Annotated in this window: 23 protein-coding genes; 16 read left to right on the forward strand and 7 right to left on the reverse strand. The window is 72.8% G+C overall.

Translation table 11 applies throughout. The features are described 5' to 3' along the window. Positions 1-8 precede the first annotated feature (8 nt). Positions 9-545, forward strand: coding sequence for an arginine repressor (locus tag ACFVFH_RS18695; RefSeq protein WP_072484461.1), 537 nt, complete (start codon positions 9-11; stop codon positions 543-545). 23 nt (positions 546-568) lie between these two features. Here ACFVFH_RS18695 and ACFVFH_RS18700 read toward each other — a convergent pair whose 3' ends face one another. Together ACFVFH_RS18700 and ACFVFH_RS18705 are read right to left on the reverse strand one after the other, a co-directional pair. Next, a complete protein-coding gene (locus ACFVFH_RS18700; protein ID WP_383769622.1) occupies positions 569-1,270 on the reverse strand; it encodes a L,D-transpeptidase in 702 nt (233 codons plus the stop codon). Positions 1,271-1,325: 55 nt separating this feature from the next. Further along, positions 1,326-1,940, reverse strand: coding sequence for a pyridoxamine 5'-phosphate oxidase family protein (locus ACFVFH_RS18705; RefSeq protein ID WP_383769624.1), 615 nt, complete (start codon positions 1,938-1,940; stop codon positions 1,326-1,328). Between the two features lie 282 nt (positions 1,941-2,222). Between ACFVFH_RS18705 and argH the strand changes: the two genes are divergently transcribed. After that, positions 2,223-3,656 (forward strand): argininosuccinate lyase, encoded by a 1,434-nt coding sequence (gene argH / locus ACFVFH_RS18710; protein ID WP_383769627.1) that lies wholly within the window; start codon positions 2,223-2,225, stop codon positions 3,654-3,656. 112 nt (positions 3,657-3,768) lie between these two features. Continuing rightward, a complete protein-coding gene (locus tag ACFVFH_RS18715) occupies positions 3,769-4,740 on the forward strand; it encodes an aldo/keto reductase (protein ID WP_383769629.1) in 972 nt (323 codons plus the stop codon). A gap of 20 nt (positions 4,741-4,760) precedes the next feature. Here ACFVFH_RS18715 and ACFVFH_RS18720 read toward each other — a convergent pair whose 3' ends face one another. Continuing rightward, positions 4,761-5,276, reverse strand: a complete 516-nt coding sequence (locus ACFVFH_RS18720; RefSeq protein ID WP_383769946.1) for a hypothetical protein — start codon at positions 5,274-5,276, stop codon at positions 4,761-4,763. A gap of 81 nt (positions 5,277-5,357) precedes the next feature. Here ACFVFH_RS18720 and ACFVFH_RS18725 point away from each other — a divergent pair, with 81 nt between their 5' ends. Both ACFVFH_RS18725 and ACFVFH_RS18730 read left to right on the forward strand, forming a co-directional pair. Then, positions 5,358-5,909: a TetR/AcrR family transcriptional regulator gene (locus tag ACFVFH_RS18725; protein ID WP_383769631.1), complete on the forward strand. Its 552-nt coding sequence runs from the start codon at positions 5,358-5,360 to the stop codon at positions 5,907-5,909. Then, positions 5,906-7,450 carry an MFS transporter gene (locus ACFVFH_RS18730; protein ID WP_383769633.1) on the forward strand — a complete coding sequence of 515 codons (1,545 nt, stop codon included), beginning with the start codon at positions 5,906-5,908 and terminating at the stop codon, positions 7,448-7,450. The genes ACFVFH_RS18725 and ACFVFH_RS18730 overlap by 4 nt, the downstream gene beginning before the upstream one ends. A gap of 115 nt (positions 7,451-7,565) precedes the next feature. Here the strand turns inward: ACFVFH_RS18730 and ACFVFH_RS18735 are convergent, their stop codons facing one another. Next, a complete protein-coding gene (locus ACFVFH_RS18735) occupies positions 7,566-8,237 on the reverse strand; it encodes a lysophospholipid acyltransferase family protein (protein ID WP_383769636.1) in 672 nt (223 codons plus the stop codon). A gap of 233 nt (positions 8,238-8,470) precedes the next feature. Between ACFVFH_RS18735 and ACFVFH_RS18740 the strand changes: the two genes are divergently transcribed. The 3 genes from ACFVFH_RS18740 (at position 8,471) to ACFVFH_RS18750 (ending at position 10,829) form a co-directional block, all read left to right on the forward strand. Further along, positions 8,471-9,643 (forward strand): glycerophosphodiester phosphodiesterase, encoded by a 1,173-nt coding sequence (locus ACFVFH_RS18740; RefSeq protein ID WP_383769639.1) that lies wholly within the window; start codon positions 8,471-8,473, stop codon positions 9,641-9,643. A gap of 94 nt (positions 9,644-9,737) precedes the next feature. Next, complete coding sequence (locus tag ACFVFH_RS18745; RefSeq protein ID WP_383769642.1) at positions 9,738-10,289, forward strand: sigma-70 family RNA polymerase sigma factor; 552 nt, start codon at positions 9,738-9,740, stop codon at positions 10,287-10,289. Positions 10,290-10,325: 36 nt separating this feature from the next. Then, positions 10,326-10,829 carry a GNAT family N-acetyltransferase gene (locus tag ACFVFH_RS18750; RefSeq protein ID WP_383769645.1) on the forward strand — a complete coding sequence of 168 codons (504 nt, stop codon included), beginning with the start codon at positions 10,326-10,328 and terminating at the stop codon, positions 10,827-10,829. Between the two features lie 27 nt (positions 10,830-10,856). Here the strand turns inward: ACFVFH_RS18750 and ACFVFH_RS18755 are convergent, their stop codons facing one another. Together ACFVFH_RS18755 and ACFVFH_RS18760 are read right to left on the reverse strand one after the other, a co-directional pair. Further along, positions 10,857-11,294 carry a hypothetical protein gene (locus ACFVFH_RS18755; RefSeq protein ID WP_383769647.1) on the reverse strand — a complete coding sequence of 146 codons (438 nt, stop codon included), beginning with the start codon at positions 11,292-11,294 and terminating at the stop codon, positions 10,857-10,859. 2 nt (positions 11,295-11,296) lie between these two features. Next, positions 11,297-11,656 carry a hypothetical protein gene (locus ACFVFH_RS18760; protein WP_383769650.1) on the reverse strand — a complete coding sequence of 120 codons (360 nt, stop codon included), beginning with the start codon at positions 11,654-11,656 and terminating at the stop codon, positions 11,297-11,299. Positions 11,657-12,262: 606 nt separating this feature from the next. On the opposite strand from ACFVFH_RS18760, the gene ACFVFH_RS18765 reads away from it, so the two are divergent. The 8 genes from ACFVFH_RS18765 (at position 12,263) to ACFVFH_RS18800 (ending at position 23,440) form a co-directional block, all read left to right on the forward strand. After that, positions 12,263-13,324, forward strand: coding sequence for a methionine ABC transporter ATP-binding protein (locus ACFVFH_RS18765; protein WP_383769653.1), 1,062 nt, complete (start codon positions 12,263-12,265; stop codon positions 13,322-13,324). Then, complete coding sequence (locus tag ACFVFH_RS18770; protein WP_383769655.1) at positions 13,321-13,992, forward strand: methionine ABC transporter permease; 672 nt, start codon at positions 13,321-13,323, stop codon at positions 13,990-13,992. Before ACFVFH_RS18765 ends, ACFVFH_RS18770 begins: the two co-directional genes overlap by 4 nt. Positions 13,993-14,065: 73 nt before the next feature. After that, on the forward strand, positions 14,066-14,932 hold the full coding sequence (locus ACFVFH_RS18775; protein ID WP_383769658.1) for a MetQ/NlpA family ABC transporter substrate-binding protein: 867 nt from the start codon (positions 14,066-14,068) through the stop codon (positions 14,930-14,932). A gap of 141 nt (positions 14,933-15,073) precedes the next feature. After that, a complete protein-coding gene (locus tag ACFVFH_RS18780; protein ID WP_383769660.1) occupies positions 15,074-15,721 on the forward strand; it encodes a GNAT family N-acetyltransferase in 648 nt (215 codons plus the stop codon). Between the two features lie 107 nt (positions 15,722-15,828). Beyond that, entirely contained in the window at positions 15,829-17,064 is a 1,236-nt protein-coding gene (cbiE, locus tag ACFVFH_RS18785) for a precorrin-6y C5,15-methyltransferase (decarboxylating) subunit CbiE (RefSeq protein ID WP_383769663.1), read from the forward strand. A gap of 333 nt (positions 17,065-17,397) precedes the next feature. After that, positions 17,398-20,946 carry a nicotinate-nucleotide--dimethylbenzimidazole phosphoribosyltransferase gene (gene cobT, locus ACFVFH_RS18790; RefSeq protein ID WP_383769666.1) on the forward strand — a complete coding sequence of 1,183 codons (3,549 nt, stop codon included), beginning with the start codon at positions 17,398-17,400 and terminating at the stop codon, positions 20,944-20,946. 317 nt (positions 20,947-21,263) lie between these two features. Then, on the forward strand, positions 21,264-22,553 hold the full coding sequence (gene cobA, locus ACFVFH_RS18795; RefSeq protein WP_383769669.1) for a uroporphyrinogen-III C-methyltransferase: 1,290 nt from the start codon (positions 21,264-21,266) through the stop codon (positions 22,551-22,553). A gap of 68 nt (positions 22,554-22,621) precedes the next feature. Continuing rightward, positions 22,622-23,440: a TrmH family RNA methyltransferase gene (locus tag ACFVFH_RS18800; protein ID WP_383769672.1), complete on the forward strand. Its 819-nt coding sequence runs from the start codon at positions 22,622-22,624 to the stop codon at positions 23,438-23,440. A 90-nt stretch (positions 23,441-23,530) separates the two neighbouring features. On the opposite strand, the gene ACFVFH_RS18805 is transcribed toward ACFVFH_RS18800, so the two are convergent. Next, a complete protein-coding gene (locus ACFVFH_RS18805; RefSeq protein WP_383769675.1) occupies positions 23,531-24,868 on the reverse strand; it encodes a serine/threonine-protein kinase in 1,338 nt (445 codons plus the stop codon). Positions 24,869-25,233: the final 365 nt, after the last annotated feature.

Consider the following 25,233-nt stretch of genomic DNA (forward strand, 5'->3'; position numbering starts at 1 on the left):
CGACGACGATGACCGAGGCGCAGGAGACCGAGTACGGGGGGCCGTCCGTGCCGCAGACCCGCACCGCACGCCACCGCCGGATCGTGGACATCCTGAACCGGCAGCCGGTGCGCTCGCAGAGCCAGCTGGCCAAGCTCCTCGCCGACGACGGGCTGAGCGTCACCCAGGCGACGCTCTCCCGCGACCTGGACGAGCTGGGCGCGGTGAAGATCCGCAACACCGGGGGCGAGCTGATCTACGCGGTGCCGAGCGAGGGCGGATTCCGCACCCCGCAGGCACCGCTGGGCGGCTCGGCGAAGGAGGAGCGGATGCGGCGGCTCTCCGCCGAACTGCTCATCTCCGCGGAGGCGTCGGCCAACCTCGTGGTGCTGCGCACGCCCCCGGGCGCGGCCCAGTTCCTCGCCTCGGCCATCGACCAGGCCGAACTGCACGACATCCTCGGCACCATCGCGGGCGACGACACCCTGATGCTGATCAGCCGTGACCCGGCGGGCGGCCAGGCGCTCGCCGACCATCTGCTGCGGCTGGCCCAGAACGAGCGCTGAGCGGCCCCGCGCCCGCGGGCCCGTCAGTAGCGCGTGATCGCGGTCGGGCCCGACCGGGTCCCGATGGCGATGTGCGGACGGCGGACCGGATCCACCCAGTCGAGGATCCGGTCCATCGCGGCCGCCGGCACGGAGACGCAACCGGCCGTCGCGCCGCGGCCGTTGACATGGAGGAAGATCCCGGCGCCGCGGCCGCGCACCGGCTTCGCGTAGTTGAACCCGATGACCAGCGCGCGGGCGTACTGCGTCGGATACGCGCTCAGACGCTCCGCCTCGCCCGCCCGGCAGTCCGCGGGCCGCGGCTCCACCCAGCGGTTGTAGTCGCGTGCCGCGTTGTCCTGGCACCACCACGACCGGCTGTTGATCCTGCGGTACGGATGGGCGGTGCCGGCCGGTGCGGGCCCGGTCCCGAAGGCGTACGGCAGGTCGTACAGGCCGGTGGGGGTGGTGTCGGTGCCCTGCTTGCGCGAGGCCCCCTCGGCCAGGCCCTGGGCGCCGAACCTGGCGGGCGTGGACCCGCCCTTCACCCAGACCCCCCGGCGCAGGTTCCACCAGGTGACGGTGCCGGTGGTGGAGCCCTTGGCCGGGGCCTCGGCCGTGATCAGCTGGGTGCCGCCGCCCGTGTCGGCCATCCGCCGAGGGAGCGGCGGCGCGGCGGCGGGCCGGGCCGCGACCGAGCCCGCCAGCGCGAGCAGTACCGAGAGGGTCACCAGGGATCTGCGCATGCCCGGACGGTAGACCCCCGGGGCGGGCGCCACCCGTGGATCTGCTCCGTACGGCTCAATACCGATCCGCCGTGTCCCGGACCGTGCGGGGCATCGCGGGCAGCGGGAGCGGCAGCCCCGGAAGGCCGTCGATGCTCGTCGCGATGTGTTCCTTCTTCTCGAAGTAGGCGTTGAGCGAGGCGTCGTCCTCGCGGGCGAAGCGCTTGGCGTGCAGCGGCCGGTCCTTGTCGTACGTCATGAACGGCACCGCGAATCCGCAGGTGTCCCGGATCAGCTCGGCCCGCACCACGACGATGGCGCGCAGCCCGTGCAGGCCGGGGTCCACGTCCGGGAAGTGGGTGAGGAGCTCGCCGAACCGGGGGTCGTCCCGGAAGACCGGCTCACCGCGCCCGTGCACCCGCACGATGTTCGGCGGCCCCTGGAAGGCGCACCACATCAGGGTGATCCGGCCGTTCTCGCGGAGATGGGCGACGGTCTCGGCGTTGCTGCCCGCGAAGTCCAGATAGGCCACGGTCAGTTCGTCGACGACGGCGAACGAACCGCTGACGCCCTTGGGCGACAGGTTGATCGTGCCCTCGTCGTCGAGGGGCGCCGTCGCCGTGAAGAAGATGTGCTGCTCTTCGATGAAGGTCCTGATCCGTCCGTCGATGCGTTCGTATGTTTTCCCCATGGTGGCCATTGTCGGCGCCGGGTCCGGCGGTGGCGAGGTGATTCCACGGGTCGGACCTCCCTTCCGGGCCGGGGATGCCGACCGGATCTTTGACAAAGCATGCAGAGGTCCGCATAATTATACCTGTTGGTGGTCGTGTCGTACGGGGAGTCCCGTGACCGGACGGAAGCCCGGAGAGCGTGACCTCGCCCGGCCCCCAGCAGTTACGACTCCGCCTCCCCGGCCCCACCGCGCGGGGAGGCGGTCGCACACCCACCACCCTGTTCTCCCGAGGAGCACGCAGTGAGCAACGGCAACGGCAACAGCGACGTACGCCTCTGGGGCGCCCGCTTCGCCGACGGTCCGGCCGAGGCACTGGCCAGGCTGTCCGCCTCCGTCCACTTCGACTGGCGGCTCGCGCCCTACGACATCGCCGGTTCCCGCGCCCACGCGCGTGTCCTCAACAAGGCGGGCCTGCTCACCGAGGACGAGCTGGGCCGCATGACCGCCGGTCTCGACCAGCTCGAAGCCGATGTCGCCGACGGCTCCTTCACCGGCACCATCGCCGACGAGGACGTCCACACCGCGCTGGAGCGCGGGCTGTTGGAGCGACTCGGCCCCGACCTCGGCGGCAAGCTGCGGGCCGGACGGTCCCGCAACGACCAGATCGCCACGCTCTTCCGGATGTACCTGCGCGACCACGCCCGGATCATCGGCGGCCTGATCGCCGACCTCCAGGACGCCCTGGTCGGCCTCGCCGAGGCGCATCCGGACGTCGCGATGCCGGGCCGCACGCACCTCCAGCACGCCCAGCCGGTGCTCTTCGCCCACCATGTCCTGGCCCACGCCCAGTCCCTGTCCCGGGACGCCGAGCGGCTGCGCCAGTGGGACGAGCGGACCGCCGTCTCCCCGTACGGCTCCGGCGCCCTGGCCGGGTCGTCCCTCGGCCTCGACCCCGAGGCGGTCGCCGCCGACCTCGGCTTCGAGCACGGGTCCGTCGCCAACTCCATCGACGGAACGGCCTCCCGCGACTTCGTCGCCGAGTTCGCCTTCATCACCGCGATGATCGGCGTGAACCTCTCCCGCATCGCCGAGGAGATCATCATCTGGAACACGAAGGAGTTCTCCTTCGTCACCCTGCACGACGCCTTCTCCACCGGCTCCTCGATCATGCCGCAGAAGAAGAACCCGGACATCGCCGAGCTGGCCCGCGGCAAGTCCGGCCGGCTGATCGGCAATCTGACCGGTCTGATGGCCACGCTGAAGGCGCTGCCGCTCGCGTACAACCGCGACCTCCAGGAGGACAAGGAGCCGGTCTTCGACTCCTGCGACCAGCTGGAGGTCCTGCTGCCCGCCTTCACCGGCATGATGGCCACCCTCACCGTCAACCGCGCCCGTATGGAGGAGCTGGCCCCGGCCGGGTTCTCGCTCGCCACCGACATCGCGGAGTGGCTGGTCAGGCAGGGCGTGCCGTTCCGTGTCGCCCATGAGGTCGCAGGCGAGTGCGTCAAGGAGTGCGAGCGGCACGGCATCGAGCTCGACGAGCTGACCGACGAACAGTTCGCCAAGATCTCCGAGCACCTCACCCCCGAGGTGCGCACGGTCCTCGACGTGGCGGGCGCGCTCGCCTCCCGCAGCGGCCGCGGCGGTACGGCCCCGTCGGCCGTGGCCGTCCAGCTCGCCGAGTTCAAGGCCGACCTCGCCGTCCAGCGGAGCTGGGCCACCGCGAAGAACTGACGCCGCGGGGCGGTACCGGGGCGGGGAGCGGCCGTACGCCCCCGCCTTCCGGTTTCCCCGGGCTGGGTTACGTTGACGGGGGAGCAGACCCCGATCGACGAGGAGCCCGAGGATGCCTTTCGCCAGGCTGGCCACAGCGACCACACCGACCGCCCACATCGGGCTCGGCCTGGCGGCGGTCGGCAGGCCCGGCTACATCAACCTCCACCGCGACCGCGATCTGCCCGCCGACCGCAGCGTCGAGGCGATGCGCGCCCGCACCCACGACCTGCTCGACGCCGCCTACGCACAGGGCGTCCGCTACGTCGACGCGGCCCGCTCCTACGGCCGCTCGGAGGAGTTCCTGGCCGACTGGCTGACCGCGCACCCGGAGGCGGACGACCTCGTCGTCGGCAGCAAATGGGGCTACACCTACACCGCCGGGTGGAGCGTCGAGGCAGAGGCGCACGAGGTCAAGGACCACGGCCTCGCGACCTTCCTGCGCCAGCGGGCCGAGACCGGCGCACTGCTCGGCGACCGCCTCGACCTCTACCAGATCCACTCGGTCACCGCCGACAGCCCGGCCCTCACCGACAAGGAACTGCACGCACGGCTGGCCGGGCTCGCCGAGGAGGGCGTCAGCGTCGGCCTCTCGACCAGCGGACCCGCCCAGGCCGACGCGATCCGGGCCGCCCTCACCGTCACCGTGGACGGCGAGCCGCTCTTCCGTACCGTCCAGGCCACCTACAACGCCCTGGAGACCTCCGCCGGGGCGGCGCTCGCCGAGGCCCGTGCCGCCGGACTCACCGTGATCGTCAAGGAGGCCATGGCCAACGGGCGGCTCGCCGGTACGGAAGCCCCCGCCGTGGTCCAGGAACTCGCCGCCGAGGCCGGTCTCGGCAGCGACGCGGTGGCCCTGGCCTTCGTGCTGCACCAGCCCTGGGCGGGGGTGGTGCTCTCCGGCGCGGCGACCGCCGGCCAGCTCGCCGGGAACCTGCACGCACCCCTCGTCGACTTCGACGAGGAGCGGCTCGCCCGGCTCGACGCGCTGGTGGAGGAGCCCGAGGCCTACTGGCGGCACCGCGCGGGGCTGCGCTGGAGCTGACCGGGGAGCGCGCTCCCCGGTCAGCGGGACGCACCGTCCGCCCAGGCCGCGAGCGCCGCGAAATCGGGCGGCAGCAGCCCGACGCCGGGATCGATCCACCGGAGCAGCGCCTCGGTGGGGCCTTGGCCGAGGACCCACTCCCGGTCCGCCGGACCGATCTCGTCGTCCACCCAGGCGAACGGCCGCCCGGCCGCGTACTCCACGACGTACTGCGTCTTCCAGTACGTGCCGTCCGGGGCGCTGCCGTGCACCGAGGGCCAGTCGATGTACGGCAGCGGGGGCAACCCGAGACGCGGTCCGATCCAGACGTTTGCCTCGTCCTTCCAGGTCGTCGCCCAGACCAGTTCGTACCGGTCGGTCAGCGCGCGCAGCGCCCCGCCGTGCTCCGGGTTGAGCAGAACGGGCAGCGGCGGCCCGCAGGCCCACCCCGTCGGCCGCATCAGATGCCTCGCGTATCCCTCCGGCGGGCGGCGGCGCGCCAGGGCCTCGTAGGGATTGAGGGGGCCGTCGATGTCGATCAGCAGCAGCGGCTTCATGGCGCCATGGTCCTCCCTGCCCCGAAGGGAGGACAGGATTCCGGTGAGACGTTGATGTCTCATATGGTTTATTGTTGTCTCATGAGTCTCGACCGTGAGCAGGTGCTACGGAGCGCCGCCGCTCTGCTGACCCGCAAATCGACCGCCACGATGGACGAGGTCGCCAGAGCCGCGGGCATCGGACGCGCCACCCTGCACCGGCACTTCGCCGGACGGGACGCCCTGGTCAGAGCGCTGGAGACCCTGGGCATCCAGGAGTTCGAAGCGGCTCTGGACACCGCCGCGCTCGACGAGGGCGCCGCGCCCGACGCGCTGCGCCGCCTGGTCGTGGCCGTCGAACCGTGCGCCGGGCTGCTCGCCTTCCTCGTCACCGAGAACCAGCTCTTCGAGGGCGAAGAGGTGAACGAGGGCTGGAACCGTCTCGACGCCCGGGTCTCCGCGTTCTTCAGACGCGGCCAGGAGCGCGGCGAATTCCGGATCGACCTCACCCCCGCCTGGCTGACCGAGGCCCTCTACGGGCTCATCTCGTCCGGCGCCTGGGCCGTCCAGGACGGCCGGGTCGCGAGCCAGGACTTCCCCTACATGATCGTCGAGTTGCTGCTCGGCGGTGCACGCCGGAGCGTGGAGCAATGAGCCGTATCGAACAGCGCGTGGAAACCTCGGACGAACTGCACCGCCCCGGGCGGTGGATCGCCCTGGCCGTCCTCGTCCTCGCCGTGCTGCTCGTGGCGATCGACGCCACCGTCCTCGGCCTGGCGACCCCCTTCCTCACCGAGGACCTCGAACCGACCGGCACCCAGCTCCTGTGGATCGGCGACGTCTACTCCTTCGTCATCGCCGGACTCCTGGTCTCCATGGGCAGCCTCGGCGACCGCATCGGCCGCAAGAAGCTGCTGCTCTGCGGTGCGACGGCGTTCGGCGCGGTCTCGGTGCTCAACGCCTACGCGCACACCCCCGAGATGATGATCCTGGCGCGGGCGCTGCTCGGTGTCGCGGGCGCCACCCTCATGCCCTCCACGCTCGCCCTGATCCGCAACCTCTTCCACGACCCCCGCGAGCGCAGCCTCGCCATCGGGATCTGGGGAGCGATGGCCTCCGCCGGCGCGGCCGTCGGACCCGTGGTCGGCGGGCTCCTGCTGGAGCACTTCTGGTGGGGCTCGGTCTTCCTGATCAACCTGCCGGTCATGGCGGTCCTCGTGGTCGTCGGCGCCCGCATGATCCCCGAGTCCAGGAACCCGTCCCCCGGCCCCTGGGACCTCGCCAGCGTCGGGCTCTCCTTCGTCGGCATGATCGGCGTCGTGTACGCCATCAAGGAACTGGCGGCGCACGGCGCGAGCTGGCCGACGGTCCTGGCCGGCATCGGCGGTGTGGCCGCGCTCTGCTGGTTCGTCCGCAGACAGCTCACGCTTCCCGCGCCCCTGCTGGACATGCGGCTCTTCCACCACCGGGGCTTCTCGGGCGCGGTCCTCGCCGACCTGCTGACCATCCTCGGCCTGTCCGGACTGGTCTTCTTCCTCTCCCAGTTCCTCCAACTGGTGCAGGGGCGCGGCCCGCTGGAGGCCGGTCTCGCGGAGCTGCCCGCGGCCGTCGGAGCCGTCGTCGCCGGTCTGATCGCCGGGCGGGCGGCCCGCCGCTTCTCGGTGCGCTCGGTGGTGACCGGCGGCCTCGGGGCGATCGGGCTGGCGCTCGCCGCGGTCACCCTGATCCACCGGGAGACCGCCTACCCGCTGATCGGGGCGGTGCTGCTCGTCGTCGGAGTGGGCGCGGGCTTCGCCTTCACCGTCACCTCCGACGTGATCCTCTCCAGCGTCCCCAAGGAGCAGGCGGGCTCCGCCGGAGCCGTCTCCGAGACGGCGTACGAACTCGGCGCGGCGCTCGGCATCGCCCTGCTCGGCTCCATCGTCACCGGCGTCTACCAGACGTTCGACACCCCCCACGGCGTCCCCGCGGCCCCCGCCGCCGCGGCCCACGAGTCACTGGGCGGCGCCGTCGAGGCCGCCCACGGCCTGCCGGTCCCACAGGGGCACGCCCTGGTCGCCGTGGCGCAGGACTCCTTCGTCGAGGGGCTGCGGCTCGCCGCGGGGGTCGGCGCGGCGGTCCTGCTGGCGACGGCCGTCGCCGCCTGGTTCCTGCTGCGCGGTCAGAGGCTGGAGGACGGCATCGTGCACCAGTAGCCGCCCCGGTCACCCGGACACGCGAAAGGGCCCGTACCACCGGAAACCGGGGTACGGGCCCTTCCGTACGTCCTGCGCGCGGCGCTCCGCCGCGATCAGCGCGTCGCGCCCGCTCTCACGCGGCCTTGGCCTTCGTGGCGTACATGTCGACGTACTCCTGACCGGACAGCCGCATCACCTCGGCCATCACCGAGTCGGTCACCGCCCGCAGCACATAGCGGTCGCGGTCCATGCCCTCGTACCGGGAGAACTCCATCGGCTCACCGAAGCGGACCGTCACCTTCCCGGGGCGCGGCAGGCCCGCGCCGCCGGGCTGGAGCTTGTCCGTGCCGATCATCGCGAACGGCACCACCGGCGCGCCCGTCATCAGCGTCAGCCGGGCGATGCCCGTGCGTCCCCGGTACAGCCGGCCGTCGGGGGAGCGGGTGCCCTCGGGGTAGATGGCGAAGGCCTTGCCCTCCTCCAGCACCCGGCGGCCCGTCATCAGCGCCGCGACACCGCCGCGGCCGCCGTCCCGGTCCACCGGGATCATGCCGCAGCCGGTGAAGAACCAGGCCATGGCCCGGCCCTTGATCCCCTTGCCCGTCACGTACTCGTCCTTGCCGATGTAGTACACCGGGCGGTCGCAGCAGACCGGCATGATCATCGAGTCGATGAACGTCAGATGGTTGCCCGCGAGGATCACCGGACCGTCCCCGGGGATGTTCTCCACGCCCTCCACCTGGGGGCGGAACATGAGGCGCAAGATCGGTCCGAGCACTGCCTTGATGAGTGCGTGTCGGGACAACGGTTCCTCCGGTGTAGTGGCCGGGCCGGCCGGGGGCGGGATCATGACGGTCCATGCACGTGAGGACGATACTCGCGGGTACTCCCCGCCCGCACATCGGGTACACGGACCGGATACGCGGTGTTGACATGAGTTTGCGCCATGTTCGCCCAGGAGCTGCCCCCATGACGGTACCGCTGCCTACGCTCGGGCCTCGCCCGACAGGTGCCAGACATCACACGCGAGGAGCATCCATGACTGAGCGCGCGCAGGCCGGCCCCGGCCGCAGGACCATGCTGGGGGCGGGAGCCGCCGTACTGGGCACCGCCGCCCTCGGACTGGCCGGCGGCCCGGCCGCCGCCGGCACCGGGGCGAGCGCCGCCGGGCGGCCCGGCGGCCACGGCTTCCGCCTCGACCTGCCGGTGCCCACCGTCATCGGACACCGCGGCACCAGCGGATACCGGCCCGAGCACACGCTCGGCTCCTACCAGCTGGCCCTCGACATGGGCGCGCACATCGTCGAGCAGGACCTGGTGCCCACCAGGGACGGCCATCTCGTGTGCCGCCACGAGAACGACATCACCGCCACCACCGATGTCGCCGACCACCCCGAGTTCGCGGGCCGCAGGACCACGAAGAAGGTCGACGGAACCGCCCTCACCGGCTGGTTCACCGAGGACTTCACCCTCGCCGAGCTGAAGACGCTCCGGGCCAAGGAGCGCATCCCCGGCACCCGCCAGAAGAACACGCTCTACGACGGCCGCTGGGAGATCCCCACCTTCGAGGAGGTCCTGCGCTGGGCCGACCGCGAGGGCCGCCGCCGCGGCAAGCCCGTCTGGCTGTACGTCGAGACCAAGCACCCCACCTACTTCCGGGGCCTGGGCCTCGGCCTCGAAGAGCCGCTCGCCAAGCTGCTGCGCCGCTACGGCCGGCACCGCAAGCAGTCCCCGCTGATCCTCCAGTCCTTCGAGCCCGGCAGCATCCAGCGGCTGGCCCGGCTGGTCGACACCCCGCGCGTCGTGCTCCTCTCCGGCGCGGGCGAGCGCCCCTGGGACTTCGTCACCTCCGGCGACCCGCGCACCGTGGCGGACCTGGTGAAGCCCGAGGGGCTGAAGTGGATGGCCTCCTTCGCCCAGGGCATCGGACCCACCCTGGACCTGGTCATCCCCAAGGACGCCTCCGGTCGGCTCACCGCACCGACCACCCTGGTGCGGGACGCGCACGCCCAGGGTCTGGTCCTGCACCCCTACACCATGCGCAACGAGAACACCTTCCTGCCCGCCGACTTCCGGCGCGGCACGGACCCCAACGCCTACGGCGACGCCTTCGGCGCGTTCCGGGCGTACTTCGCCACCGGCATCGACGGCGTCTTCTCCGACAACCCGGACACCGCCCTGCTCGCCGCGGCGGACTTCACCGCGAAGTGACACCGGCGTCAGCACCCGGCCGGGGCGTGCCCCGGTCGGGTGGTGCTCCTCCGGTACGGCAACCGGCCGCCCGCACGGGCGCGTCGGCCCGTGCATGACCCTTCTCGATCATGCTCCCGCTCCCGTCTCCGTGGTCCGCGCGCTGTATCCGCTGGTGCGGGCCGAGGCCCTGGCCGAGGCGACCGCCTCGGCGACGGGCGCGGCGATCGAACCGGCCGATCTCGAACAGGCCGTCTGGCTGCGGCTGCTGGAGCGGCTCGCGGGGGAGGGCCCGCCGGTGGACCCGGCCCGCTGGGTGCGGAACGCCGTACGGGGAGAGGCCCGCAGGGCCCGCCGTACCGCCCGGCACGAACGTCCCTACCGCGACGAGACCGCCGCGGATCCGGGCGGCTGCCCCGAGCGGCTCGCCGTCGGAGCCGACGAACGCAGGGCGCTGCGCGCCGCGGTGGACCGGCTGCCCGGGAGGTGCGGCCGGCTGATGGCGGCGCTGCTCGCGCCCAGCGATCCCACCTACCGGGAAATCGCAGGGAAGTTGGGTATGTCACAGGGGAGTTTGGGCCCGATCCGTTCCCGTTGCCTTGGATGTCTGCGCAGAATGCTGGCGGCGGAGGTTGCTGCTCCTGAACTGCGGGGAAAGGAGCGTTAGACAACCGGTGGATCAGGTGGGCGGAGGCATGCGCAGATGGGCATGAGCGTGATCATCTCGGCGGCGACGGCACAGGATGCCGAACAGATCTTGAAGCTCCAGTACCTCTGTTTCCAGAGCGAGGCGGAGCTGTACGGGAACTACCGGATCGACCCGCTCGTCCAGACCCTCGAATCCCTGCACGCCGAGATCGCCACCAATCTGGTGTTCGTGGCGCGGCTGGGCGACGAGGTCGTCGGCTCGGTCCGGGGGACGGTCGGACCGGACGGCGCGGGGGAGATCGGCAGGCTCTGCGTCCACCCCAGGCTCCAGGGCCACGGACTCGGCGCCCGGCTGCTGGGGGCGGCGGAGGCGGGGCTCGCCGACGAGCGGTCGGCCACCCGCTTCCGGCTGCACACCGGCCACCGCAGCGAGAACAATCTCCGGCTCTACCGGCGGGCGGGCTACGCCCCCGTCGGCAACGAGACCGGCCGGGACGGCGTCCTGATGATCCTGCTGGAGAAGGACTCCGCCAAGCCCGCGTACGTGGCCAGCGCCTGAGCTGCCGTCGGGGCGGGCCGGGAGGCTCTACGCCTTCCGCGCCCGGCGCAGCCACATCATCCCGGTGATCGGCAGGATCACCGGGATGAACAGGTACCCCATGCCGAAGTCGGACCAGACGGTGGCGTCCGCGAACGCCGAGGGCTCCGCCATCGTCCAGGTCCCGACGACCAGGACGCCCAGCAGCTCGGCGGCGCAGCACACCAGCGCGGTCCGGCGCGCCGTCTCGCCCCCGCGCACCAGTGAGTACGTGATGAACCCGTACACCACCGCGGCGACGGCCGACAGCACATAGGCGAGCGGTGCCCTGCCGAAGTCCAGGATCATCTGGACGATCGAGCGGGAGGCGGCGGCCACGGTGAACACCCCGTAGAACCAGACCAGAACCCGGCCGGGGCCGGTGCCGAGGTCGAAGGGCTGCTTCTCGCCGGTGCCCGCCGCGGGGGTGCGTTCGGTGTCGGTCACGGTCAGTTTCCCCAGATGTCGTAGAGCCGTACTTCCAGGACGGCCAGCACGACCGCGCCCGCCGCCACCGTCACCGAACCCCACCGGGTCCGCTCCGTCAGGGACAGGAACCCGGCCGCGGGCACCGCGAGGAAGGCCCCGATCAGATAGGCGATGAAGATCGTCATGCCCTGCTCGGGCCGTTCGCCCCGGGACAGCTGCACGACGCCCACCACCAGCTGGGCCAGCGCCAGCAGCGAGACCACGGCCATCCCGATGAAGTGCCAGTCCTTGGTGGGCTGGTCCCGGTAGGCGGCGAATCCGCACCAGGCGGCGAGGGCGAGCGCGGCCACGGCGACCGCGACCGTCAGGGCGTCAAGCATGGGGACGAGAGTATTACGGGCCCGTCGGCCCCCTGCGTGCGCCCCCGCCCCGCCGGGCCGGGGACCGGACGGGCGGCGCGGACGAAGGCCGTGGCCTTGGCCACAGCCCACGACCGGTCCGGGTGACCCGCGGACCTCGCCACCGCCGCCCACTCCACCGTATCGACGCAGGTCACAGCCGTGCGCCCGGAAAACACCGCGAGCGGCCGGACCGATGCGCGGCACCATCCAGGACTGTCCGCTATTCGGACACGCGGACCGGGCGGAACGTTACGTCTGTTTTACTTGCTCCATGACCACGACGAGCAGCCGCATCCTTGCGACCGAGGCGATCACGACGCCCGGTGCTCGTTGTATGTGTCGAATGCGCACCTTCTGAGGGCCCACGCCTGAGCCTCGCGCCCCGAAGCGAGACCGAGCCCGCCGCCGTCCGCATCCAGCGGAACGCGCGTGCCCCAGCACCGCCGCCCGGCCATCCGCCGTGCCTGAGCCGTGCCGAGACCCCCGCTCGGAACGTCCGACCGAAGCGTCCCGACAGTCTCATCAGACGAATGCCCCGTGCCCGGCGGACACCGCGCCGCGCACTCGACAGTGACGGAAACCCCTGTGATCACCACTTCGGGCCTCACGAAGGTCTACCAGTCGCGCGGCCGTGAGGTCACCGCCCTGGACGGCGTCGACCTGCACGTCCGCGAGGGCGAGGTGTACGGCGTCATCGGACAGAGCGGCGCCGGCAAGTCCTCCCTGATCCGCTGCGTCAACCTCCTGGAACGCCCCACCACCGGCACCGTGACCGTGGCCGGCCAGGACCTCACCGCACTCGCCGGACGGGGCCGCCGGGCCGGCAAGGAGCTGCGCCGGGCGCGCAGCCGCATCGGCATGGTCTTCCAGCACTTCAACCTGCTGGCCTCCCGCACCGTCCAGGACAACGTCGAACTCCCGCTGGAGATCCTCGGCGTCTCCGGCCGGGACCGCTCCCGCAAGGCCCTCGAACTCCTCGACCTGGTCGGCCTCGCCGACAAGGCCAGGACCTACCCCGGCCAGCTCTCCGGCGGCCAGAAGCAGCGCGTCGGCATCGCCCGCGCCCTGGCCGGGGACCCCGAGGTGCTGCTCTCCGACGAGGCGACCTCGGCCCTCGACCCCGAGACCACCCGCTCCGTGCTCCAGCTGCTGCGCGACCTCAACCAGCAGCTCGGCCTGACCGTCCTGCTCATCACGCACGAGATGGACGTCGTCAAGACGGTCTGCGACTCCGCCGCGCTGATGCAGAAGGGACGCATCGTCGAATCCGGCACCGTCGGCGAACTCCTCGCCACCCCCGGCTCCGAACTGGCCCACGAACTCTTCCCCGTCGGCGGTACGGCCTCCGGCCCCGAGTGCACGGTCGTGGACGTCACCTTCCACGGCGACGCGGCCGGGCGGCCGGTGATCTCCCAGCTCTCCCGCACGTACAACATCGACATCTCGATCCTGGGCGCCGCGATGGACACCGTCGGCGGCAAGCAGATCGGCCGGATGCGCATCGAGCTGCCCGGCCGCTTCGAGGAGAACGTCGTCCCGATCGGCTTCCTGCGCGAGCAGGGCCTCCAGGCCGAGGTCGTGACGGACGGCGGACCGGCCGTCCCCGTACAGACTCCCGCACCGCTCACCGAGGAGGTGGCGAAGTGACCTGGTCCGAAATGCAGCCGCTGCTGACCCAGGGGACCGTCGACACCCTCTACATGGTGCTCTGGTCCACGGTCGTCACCGTGCTCGTGGGGCTGCCGCTCGGCGTCCTGCTGGTCCTCACCGACAAGGGCGGACTGCTCCGGAACACCGTGGTGAACAAGGTCATCGGCGTGATCGTGAACATCGGCCGCTCGCTGCCGTTCATCATCCTGCTGATCGCCCTGATCCCCTTCACCACCTGGGTCGTCGGCACCTTCATCGGCCCGTCCGCGATGATCGTCCCGCTCTCCGTCGGCGCGATCCCGTTCTTCGCCCGGCTCGTCGAGACCGCCGTCCGCGAGGTCGACCACGGGCTCGTCGAGGCCGTCCAGTCGATGGGCGGATCCATCCCGACGATCGTCCGCAAGGTGCTGCTGCCGCAGGCGCTGCCCTCGCTCGTCTCCGGCGTCACCACCACCGTCATCGTGCTCATCGGCTACTCCGCGATGGCCGGTGCGGTCGGCGGCGAAGGGCTCGGCTCCAAGGCCGTCACCTACGGATTCCAGCGCTTCGACAACCGGTTCATGCTCATCACCGTCGCGCTGCTGATCGTCATCGTGACCGTGATCCAGCTGATCGGCGACGGAGCCGTACGGCTGCTCGCCCGCCGGGGCCGCACCGCCTCCTGAGACCTCTCTCCGCTCACAGGCCCGAACTCCTTGTCCGGGCGCACCACCTCACCACCAGAAAGAGGCACTTTTCGTGCGCAAGAACATCAAGATCACCGCGGCTGCCGCCGCCACCGCCGCCCTCGCCCTCGGCCTCACCGCCTGCGGCACCTCGTCCGACCCGGGCGCCAAGGGCGAGACCGGTGCCAAGGCCGACACCTCCAAGGCGCTCGTCGTCGCCGCGTCCCCGACGCCGCACGCCGACATCCTGGACTTCGTCAAGAAGAACCTGGCCGAGAAGGCGGGCCTCAAGCTGGAGGTCAAGGAGTTCACGGACTACGTCCTGCCGAACACCGCCACCGAGACCGGCCAGGTCGACGCCAACTTCTTCCAGCACCAGCCGTACCTCGACGACTTCAACAAGAAGAAGAACACCCACCTGGTCTCCGTCGGCACCGTCCACCTGGAGCCCCTCGGCCTCTACTCCAAGAAGGTCAAGGACCTGAAGGACATCAAGGCCGGCCAGACCGTCGCCATCCCCAACGACACCACCAACGAGGGCCGCGCCCTCCAGCTCCTCGCCGACAACGGCCTCATCACCCTCAAGGACGGCGTCGGCACCAGCGCCAAGCTGAGCGACATCACCGACAAGAAGGGCCTGGAGTTCAAGGAGCTGGAGGCCGCCACCGTGCCCCGCGCCCTGGGCGACGTCGACGCCGCCGTCATCAACGGCAACTACGCGATCGAGGCCGGTCTGAAGCCCGCCAAGAACGCCCTGGCGCTCGAAAAGGCCGACGGCAACCCCTACGCCAACATCATCGCCGTGAAGAAGGGCAACGAGAAGGACCCCCGGGTCCAGAAGCTCGTGAAGCTCCTGCACTCCGACGAGGTCAAGAAGTTCATCGACGACACCTACCAGGGCTCCGTCATCCCGGCCTTCGGCACCGCCGCCAAGTCCTGACGCCCGCAAGGCATTTGTACGCCGGAGCCCCGCGCACCCCACCGAGGGGGCGCGGGGCTCCGCCGTGCGGACCCGCCCATGCACGACAACGGGCCGATGCTGCATGCTGTGCCTTTAACGGTCTTCGGTATGGAGCTGCGCATGAAATCCACCTTTCCGGACATCTCCATCAGCACGGATCGGTTGGTGCTGCGCCCGTTCGACATGGCGGACGTCCCCGCGTACATCGAGATGATGAACGACGAGCTGGTCGTAGCCTGGACCGAGGCTCCCTACCCCTACACCGAGGTCGACGCCGAACGCTGGGTCCGCAGGATCGCGCCCGCCCAGCGCACCACCGGTGACGGCATCGTCCTGGCCGTCACCGAATTCCTCACCCAGCGGCTCGTCGGCTCGGTCCGGCTGCGCAACACCGACTGGCGCACCCTCGCCACCGAGGCCGCCTACATCACCGCCCCCTGGGCCCGCGGCGAGGGATACGCCACCGAGTCCATGCTGGCGGTCGCCCAGTGGCTCTTCCGCGACCAGGGCTTCGAACGCATCGAACTGCGCACCGCCGCCGACAACACCGCCTCCCAGCAGGTCGCCCAGAAGCTCGGCTGCATCAGTGAGGGCGTCCTGCGCAACGCCCGCATAGCGCGCACCCGTACGGAGAACGGCACGGACGGCGGCTGGACCGACATCAGGACCGACCTGATCGTCTGGGGCCTGCTGCCCGAGGACCTCGACGGCGTCGCCGAGCAGCTGGCCGACGCGGGCGGCTACGGCGCCTACAACGACTGGAACTGACCCCGCGAAGGGGCTTCGGCCGCCTGCGGTCACACACCGGGTACTCTCACCCTGCCCCTTCCTCACCACCATCCCCACCTGCGACAATTCCAGGAGACTGACGACAGATGGCCGATCGGGTCACCGTGATCGGCTGGGACGGCTCGCCACTGACCGGAGCGGCCACGTCCGCGCTCTCGGCCGCCACGCTCGTCGCCGGAGCCGCCCACCACCTCGCACTTCCCGAAGTCCCGGCGAACGCCGAACGGATCCGCCTGGGCTCCATCGACCTGGCCGCCCGCCGGATCGCCGGCCACCGGGGCAGCGCCGTGGTCCTCGCCGACGGGGACCCCGGCTTCTTCGGAGTCGTCCGCAACCTCCGTGCGCCCGAACACGGCCTGGAGGTCGAGGTCGTCCCGGCCGTCTCCTCCGTCGCCGCCGCCTTCGCCCGTGCGGGGATGCCGTGGGAGGACGCCCGGATCGTCGTCGCCCACCCGCGCACCCTGCGCCGCGCGGTCAACGTCTGCCGCGCCCACCACAAGGTCGCCGTCCTCACCTCGCCCGGCGCGGGCCCCGCCGAACTCGCCCTGCTCCTCGAAGGCGTCCACCGCACCTTCGTCATCTGCGAGGAACTCGGCACCGCCCGCGAACAGGTCACGGTCGTCACCTCCGACAAGGCCGCCGACCATGTCTGGCGCGACCCCAACGTCGTCGTCGTCATCGGCGGCGGACCCGAGCCCCGTGCCGCCGGCGCCTGGATCGCCGGCCAGCACCCCGCCGACCCGCAGGGCGTACGCGGCTGGGCGCTGCCCGCCGAGGCGTACCCCGGCGGCGCCGACGACGGCGGGGCGAGCGGCGAGGGCGAGTCCCCGGGGCTGCGCGCCGCCCAGCTCGCCCGCCTGGGCCCTCGCACCGGCGATCTCCTGTGGGACATCGGCTCCGGCAGCGGGGCCCTGGCCGTGGAGGCCGCCCGCTTCGGCGCGGCGGTCCTGGCCGTCGACAGCGACCCGGCCGCCTGTGCCCGCACCGCGGCGGCGGCGCGGGCGCACGGGGTCCAGCTCCAGGTCGTCGAGGGCCGGGCCCCCCACGCGCTGGAGCGGCTGCCGGAACCCGACGTCGTACGGATCGGCGGCGGCGGGGTCCCCGTCGTCACCGCCGTCACCGACCGGCGGCCGGAGCGGATCGTGACCCACGCCTCGACACGGGACGAGGCCGAGGCGCTCGGCGCCGCCCTCGGCGCGAACGGATACACCGTCCGGTGCTCGCTCCTCCAGTCCGTCGAACTCGACACGGCCGCATGGTCGGAGCGGGAACGCTCGGTGGTGTTCCTGCTCTCGGCGGTGCGCTCCGACCTCGCCCCCTGACCCGGTCGGCGTACGGCGGGAGGTAGGCTGGCCGATCGTTGCACCGCGCCCGGACGTTCGTCGCTTCGTTCGTCAATGTCCGGAAAAGGGGACTCTTTTGGACCCCGCTGTGGTACGGCAGGACCGGGGGATGCGCAACGTGGCGCAGTCCACAGCGGGCCGTGGCGAAATGAGCTGCCGCGGCGGCGAACGGCCGCGAGAATGCAGTATGTCCGCGACCGGTTCGTGCCGCGCGGCGAGCCCGCTCGTTCTTGTTGACGAGCACCGGCCTGCCGTGTTCGGGCGTCCCGGGCGTAGGGCCGAAGGAGCACTGACGATGGGCGAGGGGTACGCATGAGTGACACCGGCCAGATCCCGGGTGAGGGACTGCCGGAGAACGCAGGCATGGTGGAGCAGCCGGGCGTCGCCGCCCCGGATGCCTACGCCTACCTCGCTCCCTCCGAGCATGTCTCCGAGGACGACGACCTCCTCCTGATGCCGAGCCCCCAGGGCGCCTGGAGCGACCCGCAGACCGTACCGGCCCCGGGCCACCCGTACCCCGAGGGCGTGGGGCGGGCGCCGCTGCCCGGCCAGGGCGCCCAGGCCCGGCCGGCGGCACAGCAGCCCTACGTCCAGCAGACCGGCGAGCCCTCCGCGCAGCCCCAGGGCCCCGTACAGGTGCAGGAGCCCGTCCAGGCCCAGCCCGCCGACGCGTACGCCGCCCAGCAGACGGTGGCGGAGCCGCTGCCCGGGACCGGCCAGGGAACCCATGAGTCCGGCGGCCGCGACTCCGGTTCGGTCGACCTGAGGGGCGTACGCATCCCGTCGCCCGCCCCGGCCCCCGCTCCGGCCGCCCAGGCCCAGCCCCAGGCTCCGGTGCGCCGGCCGCTGCACCGGGGCCCGGTCGGGGCCGACGGCTCGCCGTCCTACGGCGGTGCGCCGACCGGCGGAGTGGTGCGTTCGCTCGCCGACCGCGGCCCCGCGGGCGCGCCCCAGGCGCAGGCCCGTACCCAGGCCCCCGCGCGGCACTCGGGCCCGCCGACCGCCGGCCCGGAGTACTTCGAGGCACCGGCCGAGGACGCGTCCGCGCTGCCGGGCCCGCAGCTCGGGGAGATCCTTCCGCAGGGCGGCAGCCCGTGGGCGGCCCAGGCGCCGGAGCCGGAGGCCGTACCGGAGGCCGTACCGGTGGCCGCAGAATCGGTCGTTCCGGAGCAGTCCGCCGGGCCCGTCCCTGCGGAGCAGCCGGTTCAAACCGCTCCGGCCGAGGCGCCGGAGGCCGAAGCGGCTCCCTCCGAGTCCACTCCGTCCGAGGTCGCTCCCGTTCCCGCTCCGGTGGCCGAGCCGGTCCCGGCCGAGGCCGGGACGCCCACCGAGGCGACCGCGCCGCAGGAAGCCGTGGAAGCCACGGACGCCGTGGACGCCGTTCCCATGGGCCGGTTCGTGCCCGTGGAGGGTTCGCTGCCGACGACGCCGCACCTGGCCCCGACGCCCGTCGCGGAGCAGCCGGTCGTGGCGGAGCCCGTGGCCGAGGCCGTGGCAGCGGCGGAGCCCGTGGCCGAGCCCGAACCCGAAGCCGAGCCCGTGCGGGCGGCCATCGCCATGGAGCCCGTGCCGGCTCCCCAGCCGGAGACCGCCGAGTCCGTGGCGGCCGGGGGAGCGGTCGAACCCGCCGAGCCGGCTGCGCCTGCCGAGCCCGTCGTGGACGCCGGGACGCCCGAGCCCGCTCCGGGCGCCGAGGTCACCGAAGCCGTCGAGGTCGTCGAGAACGCGGCGGTGGTCGAGGCGGTCGAGGCCCCCGAGCCCGCCACCGCCCCCGAGCCCGCCACTGCTGTCGCCCCCGCCCCCGAGGCCCCGGCGGTGACCGAGCCGGAGCCCGAGCAGGGCCCGGAGGCCGTCGAGACCCCCGACCCCACGAACGCCCCGGCCCCGGTCGACACCGCGGAGGCCACCCCGCTCGCGGAGAGCGCCGCGGCCCCGGAGGCCGGGCACCCGGACGCCGGGCAGCCCGAGGAGGCGCCGCAGGCACCGGCCGCGGCGGCGACGCCCGAGGCCGAGGCCGCTCGGACGGAAGCCCCCGAAGCCCCGGAAACCCTCGAAGCCCCCGGAGCGCCGGAAGCCCCCGAGGTGTCCGGGACCGAGGAGCCCGCCGCCGCCCCCTCCGCCCCCGCCGGTCCGCCGGCCCCCGGCTACGACGACGCCGAGCGCGAGGCGGTGCTGCGCGTCATGCGTGAGCGCCGTGACATCCGCAACGGCTTCCGCGGCGACCCCATCCCGCACGAGGTCCTGCTCCGTGTCCTCGAAGCCGCGCACACGGCGCCCAGCGTCGGCCACTCGCAGCCCTGGGACTTCGTCGTCATCCGCTCGGCGGAGACCCGGCGCTCCATGCACGAACTGGCCCAGCGCCAGCGCGACGCCTACGCCAAGTCGCTGCCCAAGGGCCGGGCCAAGCAGTTCAAGGAACTGAAGATCGAGGCCATCCTCGACACCCCGGTCAACATCGTCGTCACCGCCGACCCGACCCGCGGCGGCCGCCACACCCTCGGTCGGCACACCCAGCCGCAGATGGCCCCGTACTCCTCCGCGCTCGCCGTCGAGAACCTCTGGCTGGCCGCGCGCGCCGAGGGCCTGGGCGTCGGCTGGGTCAGCTTCTTCGACGAGCGCGAGATGGTCCGTGCCCTGGGCCTGCCCGAGCACCTCGAAGTCGTCGCGTACCTGTGCGTGGGGTACGTCGACGAGTTCCCCGAGGAGCCCGAGCTGATGCAGGCGGGCTGGTCCAAGCGCCGCCCGCTGTCCTGGGTCGTCCACGAGGAGACGTACGGCCGCCGCGCCCTGCCCGGCGAGGAGCCGCACGACCTGCTGCAGGAGACCATCTCCAACATCCGCCCGCTGGACGCCAAGGCGCTCGGCGAGGCGTGGGAGCGCCAGAAGCGGATGACCAAGCCGGCCGGGGCGCTCGGCATGCTGGAGATCATCTCGGCGCAGCTCTCCGGGCTCTCCCGGATGTGCCCGCCGCCGATCCCGGAACCCGCGGCCGTCGCGGTCTTCGCGGGCGACCACGGCGTGCACGCCCAGGGCGTGACGGCCTGGCCGCAGGAGGTCACCGGCCAGATGGTCGCCAACTTCCTCGGCGGCGGCGCGGTCTGCAACGCCTTCGCGTCCCAGGTCGGCGCCGAGGTCTGCGTGGTCGATGTCGGCGTCGCCATGGAACTGCCCGCGACACCGGGTCTGCTGCCCCGCAAGGTGCGTGCCGGGACCGCCGACTTCACGACCGGCCCCGCGCTCACCCGCGAGGAGGTGCTCGCGGCGATCGAGGTCGGCATCGAGACCGCCCGTGATCTGGTCGCGGCGGGCAACAAGGGCCTGCTCACCGGTGAGATGGGAATCGCCAACACCACCGCGTCGGCCGCGTTGATCTGCGTGTACACGGGCCTGGACCCGTCCGAGGTGACCGGTCGCGGTACCGGCATCAACGACGAGATGCACGCCCGCAAGGTCGATGTGGTCCGCCGGGCCCTCGAACTCCACCAGCCCGACCCGGCCGACCCGATCGGCGTCCTGGCGGCGGTCGGCGGGCTGGAGCACGCCGCGATGGCCGGCTTCCTGCTGGGCGGCGCCTCGCTCCGTACGCCCGTCGTCCTCGACGGTGTGAGCGCGGGTGCCGCGGCCCTGGTCGCGCGGGCCATCGCCCCCGAGGCACTGGCCGCCTGCATCGCCGGCCACCGCAGCGCCGAGCCCGGCCACGTTGCCGCGCTCAACAAGCTGGGCCTGCGGCCCCTGGTCGACCTCGACCTCCGCCTCGGCGAAGGCACGGGCGCGCTCCTGGCGCTCCCGATCGTCCAGAGCGCCGCACGGGCCATGCACGAGGTGGCGACGTTCGACTCGGCGGGCGTGACGGAGAAGTAACCGCACCCCGCCCGTCACACCCCTCCCGGCGCGACGGAGCGGCAGACCGCACCCCGTACCCCGCCTCCTCACGCCCCTCCGGCGAACGAGGAGGCGGGGTCCGGGGCCGGGGGAGGGGCGGCCCTGCCACAAGGCCCCGCCCCGGGAGCCCCGCCCCGAGTCCGCCTCAGGCGCCCGGCCCCGCCACCGCAGCGCCCGCCGCCCTCCCCGGCGCACCCCGTATCGTGGACCCACGCCCCACGAAACCGCACGTCACAGCCGCTCCATCGCCGCAGCGGCCCGCAGCACCCCGCATCGCACGAGGAGTCCGCACCGCCATGGCCGAGCACGCCGATCACCCCGCGTACCCCGTCGGACTGCGCCTGGCCGGGCGCCGCGTCGTCGTCGTCGGCGGCGGCCAGGTCGCGCAGCGCCGCCTCCCGGCACTCATCGCGGCGGGCGCCGACATCACCCTCGTATCGCCGTCCGCGACCCCGTCCGTCGAGGCGATGGCCGACGCCGGTGAGATCCGCTGGGAGCGCCGCCGGTACGAGGACGGGGACCTGGCCGACACCTGGTACGCGCTCGTCGCCTCCGACGACGACGCCGCGAACGACGCCGCGTCCGCCGAGGCCGAGCGCACCCGTACCTGGTGCGTGCGCAGCGACAACGCCGATGTGGCCACCGCCTGGACCCCGGCCACCGGCCGCAGCGAGGGCGTGACCGTCGCCGTCCTCTCCACCGACGCCCAGGGCCGCGACCCCCGCCACTCCGCCGCCGTCCGCGACGCCGTCGTCGAGGCCCTGCGCGACGGCACGCTCGCCGCCCCGCACCACCGGACCCGGCCTACCCCCGGCGTCGCCCTGGTCGGCGGCGGCCCCGGCGACCCCGACCTGATCACCGTGCGCGGCCGCCGCCTCCTCGCCGAGGCCGACGTGGTCATCGCCGACCGGCTCGGCCCGCGCGACCTGCTCGACGAACTGCCGCCGCACGTCGAGGTGATCGACGCGGCGAAGATCCCGTACGGCCGTTTCATGGCACAGGAGGCGATCAACCGGGCGCTCATCGAGCACGCCAGGGCGGGCAAGGCCGTCGTGCGGCTCAAGGGCGGCGACCCGTTCGTCTTCGGCCGGGGCATGGAGGAGGCACAGGCGCTCGCCGCCGAAGGCATCCCGTGCACCGTCGTCCCCGGTATCTCCAGCTCGATCTCCGTGCCCGGAGCGGCCGGAATCCCCGTCACCCACCGCGGGGTCGCCCATGAGTTCACCGTCGTCAGCGGCCATGTCGCCCCCGACGACGAGCGATCACTGGTCGACTGGGCGGCGCTCGCGCGGCTGCGCGGGACCCTCGTGCTGCTGATGGCCGTCGACAAGATCGGCGCCATCGCCGAGGCCCTCGTCGCCCACGGCAAGTCCCCGGACACACCGGTCGCCCTGGTCCAGGAAGGCACCACGGCCTCCCAGCGCCGCGTAGACGCCACCCTGGCGACGGTCGCGGAGCGGGCCGCCGCCGAGGACGTACGCCCCCCGGCCGTCATCGTCATCGGAGACGTCGTCGCGATCGGCCCCGACACCGCACCGCTCTCCGCCGGGCAGCCGGACCCGGGCACCCGCACCCCCACCGAGTAGTAACCAGCGGTAACAGATCTTCTTCCGAGCCGTTGGCACCACACACCGGACAAGGCAGTATCGAACCCGTGGCTGATCTCATCACCGTCGACGACCCCGACGACCCCCGACTGCGCGACTACACCGGACTCACCGACGTCGAACTCCGGCGCAGGCGGGAGCCCGCGGAGGGCCTCTTCATCGCCGAGGGCGAGAAGGTGATCAGACGCGCCCGGCACGCCGGGTACGAGATGCGGTCGATGCTGCTCTCGGCGAAGTGGGTCGACCTGATGCGCGACGTCATCGACGAGGTCCCGGCCCCGGTCTACGCGGTCAGCCCCGAGCTCGCCGAACGCGTCACCGGCTACCACGTCCACCGCGGCGCCCTCGCCTCGATGCAGCGCAAGCCGCTGCCGACGGCCGGCGAACTGCTGACGACGGCCCGCAGGGTGGTCGTCATGGAGGCCGTCAACGACCACACCAACATCGGGGCGATCTTCCGCAGCGCCGCCGCCCTCGGCATGGACGCCGTACTGCTCTCCCCGGACTGCGCCGACCCGCTCTACCGGCGCTCCGTCAAGGTCTCGATGGGCGCGGTCTTCGCCGTCCCCTACGCCCGTCTCGACACCTGGCCCAAGGACCTGGAAGCGGTGCGGGAAGCGGGCTTCAGGCTCCTCGCGCTCACTCCGGACGAGAAGGCCCGCAGCATCGACGAGGCGGCACCCCACCGGATGGACAAGGTGGCGCTGATGCTCGGCGCCGAGGGCGACGGGCTCTCCACCCGCGCCCTGGTGGCCGCCGACGAATGGGTACGCATCCCGATGGCGCACGGCGTCGACTCGCTCAACGTGGGAGCGGCCGCGGCGGTCGCCTTCTACGCCGTGGCCTCGGGCCGCCCGCAGGACTGACGACCGGCCCGGCCCGGACGAACGGCCCCGAGGGCCGCCCCGTGGCCCCCGGCCGTCGTTCGCACGCGCGCCCGGGATCGCGGAACGCCCTCAGCGGAGCGAATGGACCTCGGGCGGGGCCTCGGCCCGCGCCTGGACCGTGGTGACCTGCCTGCCCGGATCCGTACCCAGCCCCCGGGACGGCCCCTGGCAGCCCTGGGCCGCCGCGATGCCGAGCGCCACCAGCAGCGTCACCACCACGAACACGACGAGCCGCTGCCGCAGCAGCCGCGGATTGGCGGGACGCAGACCGGTCGACGTCGTACGGGTCCCGGGACGGGTGCCCGGCCGGCCGTTCGTCCCCTTCGTGCCCTGCGGGCGCCTGCCCGGCCGGGTGCCCCGCGCCGACCGGGGCTGCTGGGGGCGCGAACCACCGGTCCGGGGCGATCCGGCCCGTGAGGACGGGGACGGCCTGCCGCCCTGCGGTTGCTTCTGCTTCTGCTGACGGGGCGCGGGCGGCGCCGCACGCCGGGTCTGCTGCTCGGTGTACGGGCCGTCGAGACGGCCGGTCGGCCGGTCCAGCTCCTGCGCCGAACGCTGCGCGGGCGGCCGCCTCTCATGCAGCCCGTGCGCCTCGCGCGCCGCGATCTCCTTGAGCCGCATGGAGAGTTGGAGCGTGCTCGGCCGCTCCTCGGGATCCTTGGCCAGACAGGCGCTCACCAGCGGTGCCAGCGCGTCGTGGACATCGCGCAGCTGGGGTTCCTCGTGCACCACGCGGTACAGCATCACCTCGGAACTTCCATGTCCGAAGGGCGAGTCGGCCATGGCCGCGTAGGCGAGTGTGGCACCGAGCGAGAACACGTCGGTCGCGGGCGTCACGGCCGCGCCGCGCACCTGCTCGGGGGCGAGGAATCCCGGGGAGCCCACCGCCGTACCGACATGGGTGAGGGTGGAGGCCCCCGTCGCCCAGGCGATCCCGAAGTCGATGATCCGGGGGCCCTTGGGGGAGAGCAGGATGTTCGACGGCTTCAGGTCGCGGTGGACGACCCCGGCCTCGTGCACCGCCACCAGCCCCTCGGAGAGCGCGGCCCCGATCGAGGCCACCTCCGCGGCCGGGAGCGGCCCCTCCTCGGCGACCTTGTCGTGCAGCGAGGGCCCCGGGACGTACTGGGTGGCGAACCACGGGCGGTCCGCCTCCAGGTCCGCGGCCACCAGGCGCGCCGTACAGCCGCCCCGGATCCGGCGGGCGGCGGACACCTCGCGCGCGAAACGCGAGCGGAACTCCTGGTCCTCCGCCAGATCCGGGCGGATCACCTTCAGCGCCACCCGCTGTCCCCGCCGGTCCGAACCCAGGTAGACGACACCCATGCCGCCTGCCCCCAGCCGCCTGTGCAGCCTGAACGAGCCGACGACACGCGGGTCCTCGCGCCGGAGCCGCATCATCGCCATGTCTGCCCATCCCCGCTGCCTGGTCCGCCTGACGAGGCACAGCTTACGTACCCGGCGCCCGGGGCGCTCAGAGGCCGCGCCCTCACCCGTCGACCGATTGTCGGCGCGCGGCACGGCCCATGACGGACCGTACGGCCGGCGGGGACCGGACGCCGGAACGGCCGCGGCCCCAAGGAGGGTGCGGCGACGGGGGGTTGGGGCAGCCCCGGACGACCGGCGCGGCGGTACGCCCCGCGGCCCGCGCCGACGCGCGACGCCCGTGCCGGCGCAGCGGGGCCGACCGCGGCGAACCCGGGGCGGGGAGGGTGAGTGAAGTCACGGTGGACACGGCCGTACGCACCGGGGGCGCGCCCTTGGACGCCCCG

Source organism: Streptomyces sp. NPDC057697 (assembly GCF_042799335.1).
Taxonomy (GTDB): domain Bacteria; phylum Actinomycetota; class Actinomycetes; order Streptomycetales; family Streptomycetaceae; genus Streptomyces.

What these genes read in the sequence shown, in the direction of transcription:
- ACFVFH_RS18695 (WP_072484461.1), top strand. Translation starts at nt 9, where the DNA reads ATGACCGAGGCGCAGGAGACCGAGTACGGGGGGCCGTCCGTGCCGCAG.
- ACFVFH_RS18700 (WP_383769622.1), bottom strand. Translation starts at nt 1,270, where the DNA reads ATGCGCAGATCCCTGGTGACCCTCTCGGTACTGCTCGCGCTGGCGGGC.
- ACFVFH_RS18705 (WP_383769624.1), bottom strand. Translation starts at nt 1,940, where the DNA reads ATGGGGAAAACATACGAACGCATCGACGGACGGATCAGGACCTTCATC.
- ACFVFH_RS18715 (WP_383769629.1), top strand. Translation starts at nt 3,769, where the DNA reads ATGCCTTTCGCCAGGCTGGCCACAGCGACCACACCGACCGCCCACATC.
- ACFVFH_RS18720 (WP_383769946.1), bottom strand. Translation starts at nt 5,276, where the DNA reads ATGAAGCCGCTGCTGCTGATCGACATCGACGGCCCCCTCAATCCCTAC.
- ACFVFH_RS18725 (WP_383769631.1), top strand. Translation starts at nt 5,358, where the DNA reads ATGAGTCTCGACCGTGAGCAGGTGCTACGGAGCGCCGCCGCTCTGCTG.
- ACFVFH_RS18730 (WP_383769633.1), top strand. Translation starts at nt 5,906, where the DNA reads ATGAGCCGTATCGAACAGCGCGTGGAAACCTCGGACGAACTGCACCGC.
- ACFVFH_RS18740 (WP_383769639.1), top strand. Translation starts at nt 8,471, where the DNA reads ATGACTGAGCGCGCGCAGGCCGGCCCCGGCCGCAGGACCATGCTGGGG.
- ACFVFH_RS18745 (WP_383769642.1), top strand. Translation starts at nt 9,738, where the DNA reads ATGACCCTTCTCGATCATGCTCCCGCTCCCGTCTCCGTGGTCCGCGCG.
- ACFVFH_RS18750 (WP_383769645.1), top strand. Translation starts at nt 10,326, where the DNA reads ATGGGCATGAGCGTGATCATCTCGGCGGCGACGGCACAGGATGCCGAA.
- ACFVFH_RS18760 (WP_383769650.1), bottom strand. Translation starts at nt 11,656, where the DNA reads ATGCTTGACGCCCTGACGGTCGCGGTCGCCGTGGCCGCGCTCGCCCTC.
- ACFVFH_RS18780 (WP_383769660.1), top strand. Translation starts at nt 15,074, where the DNA reads ATGAAATCCACCTTTCCGGACATCTCCATCAGCACGGATCGGTTGGTG.
- cbiE (WP_383769663.1), top strand. Translation starts at nt 15,829, where the DNA reads ATGGCCGATCGGGTCACCGTGATCGGCTGGGACGGCTCGCCACTGACC.
- cobT (WP_383769666.1), top strand. Translation starts at nt 17,398, where the DNA reads ATGAGTGACACCGGCCAGATCCCGGGTGAGGGACTGCCGGAGAACGCA.
- cobA (WP_383769669.1), top strand. Translation starts at nt 21,264, where the DNA reads ATGGCCGAGCACGCCGATCACCCCGCGTACCCCGTCGGACTGCGCCTG.
- ACFVFH_RS18805 (WP_383769675.1), bottom strand. Translation starts at nt 24,868, where the DNA reads ATGGCGATGATGCGGCTCCGGCGCGAGGACCCGCGTGTCGTCGGCTCG.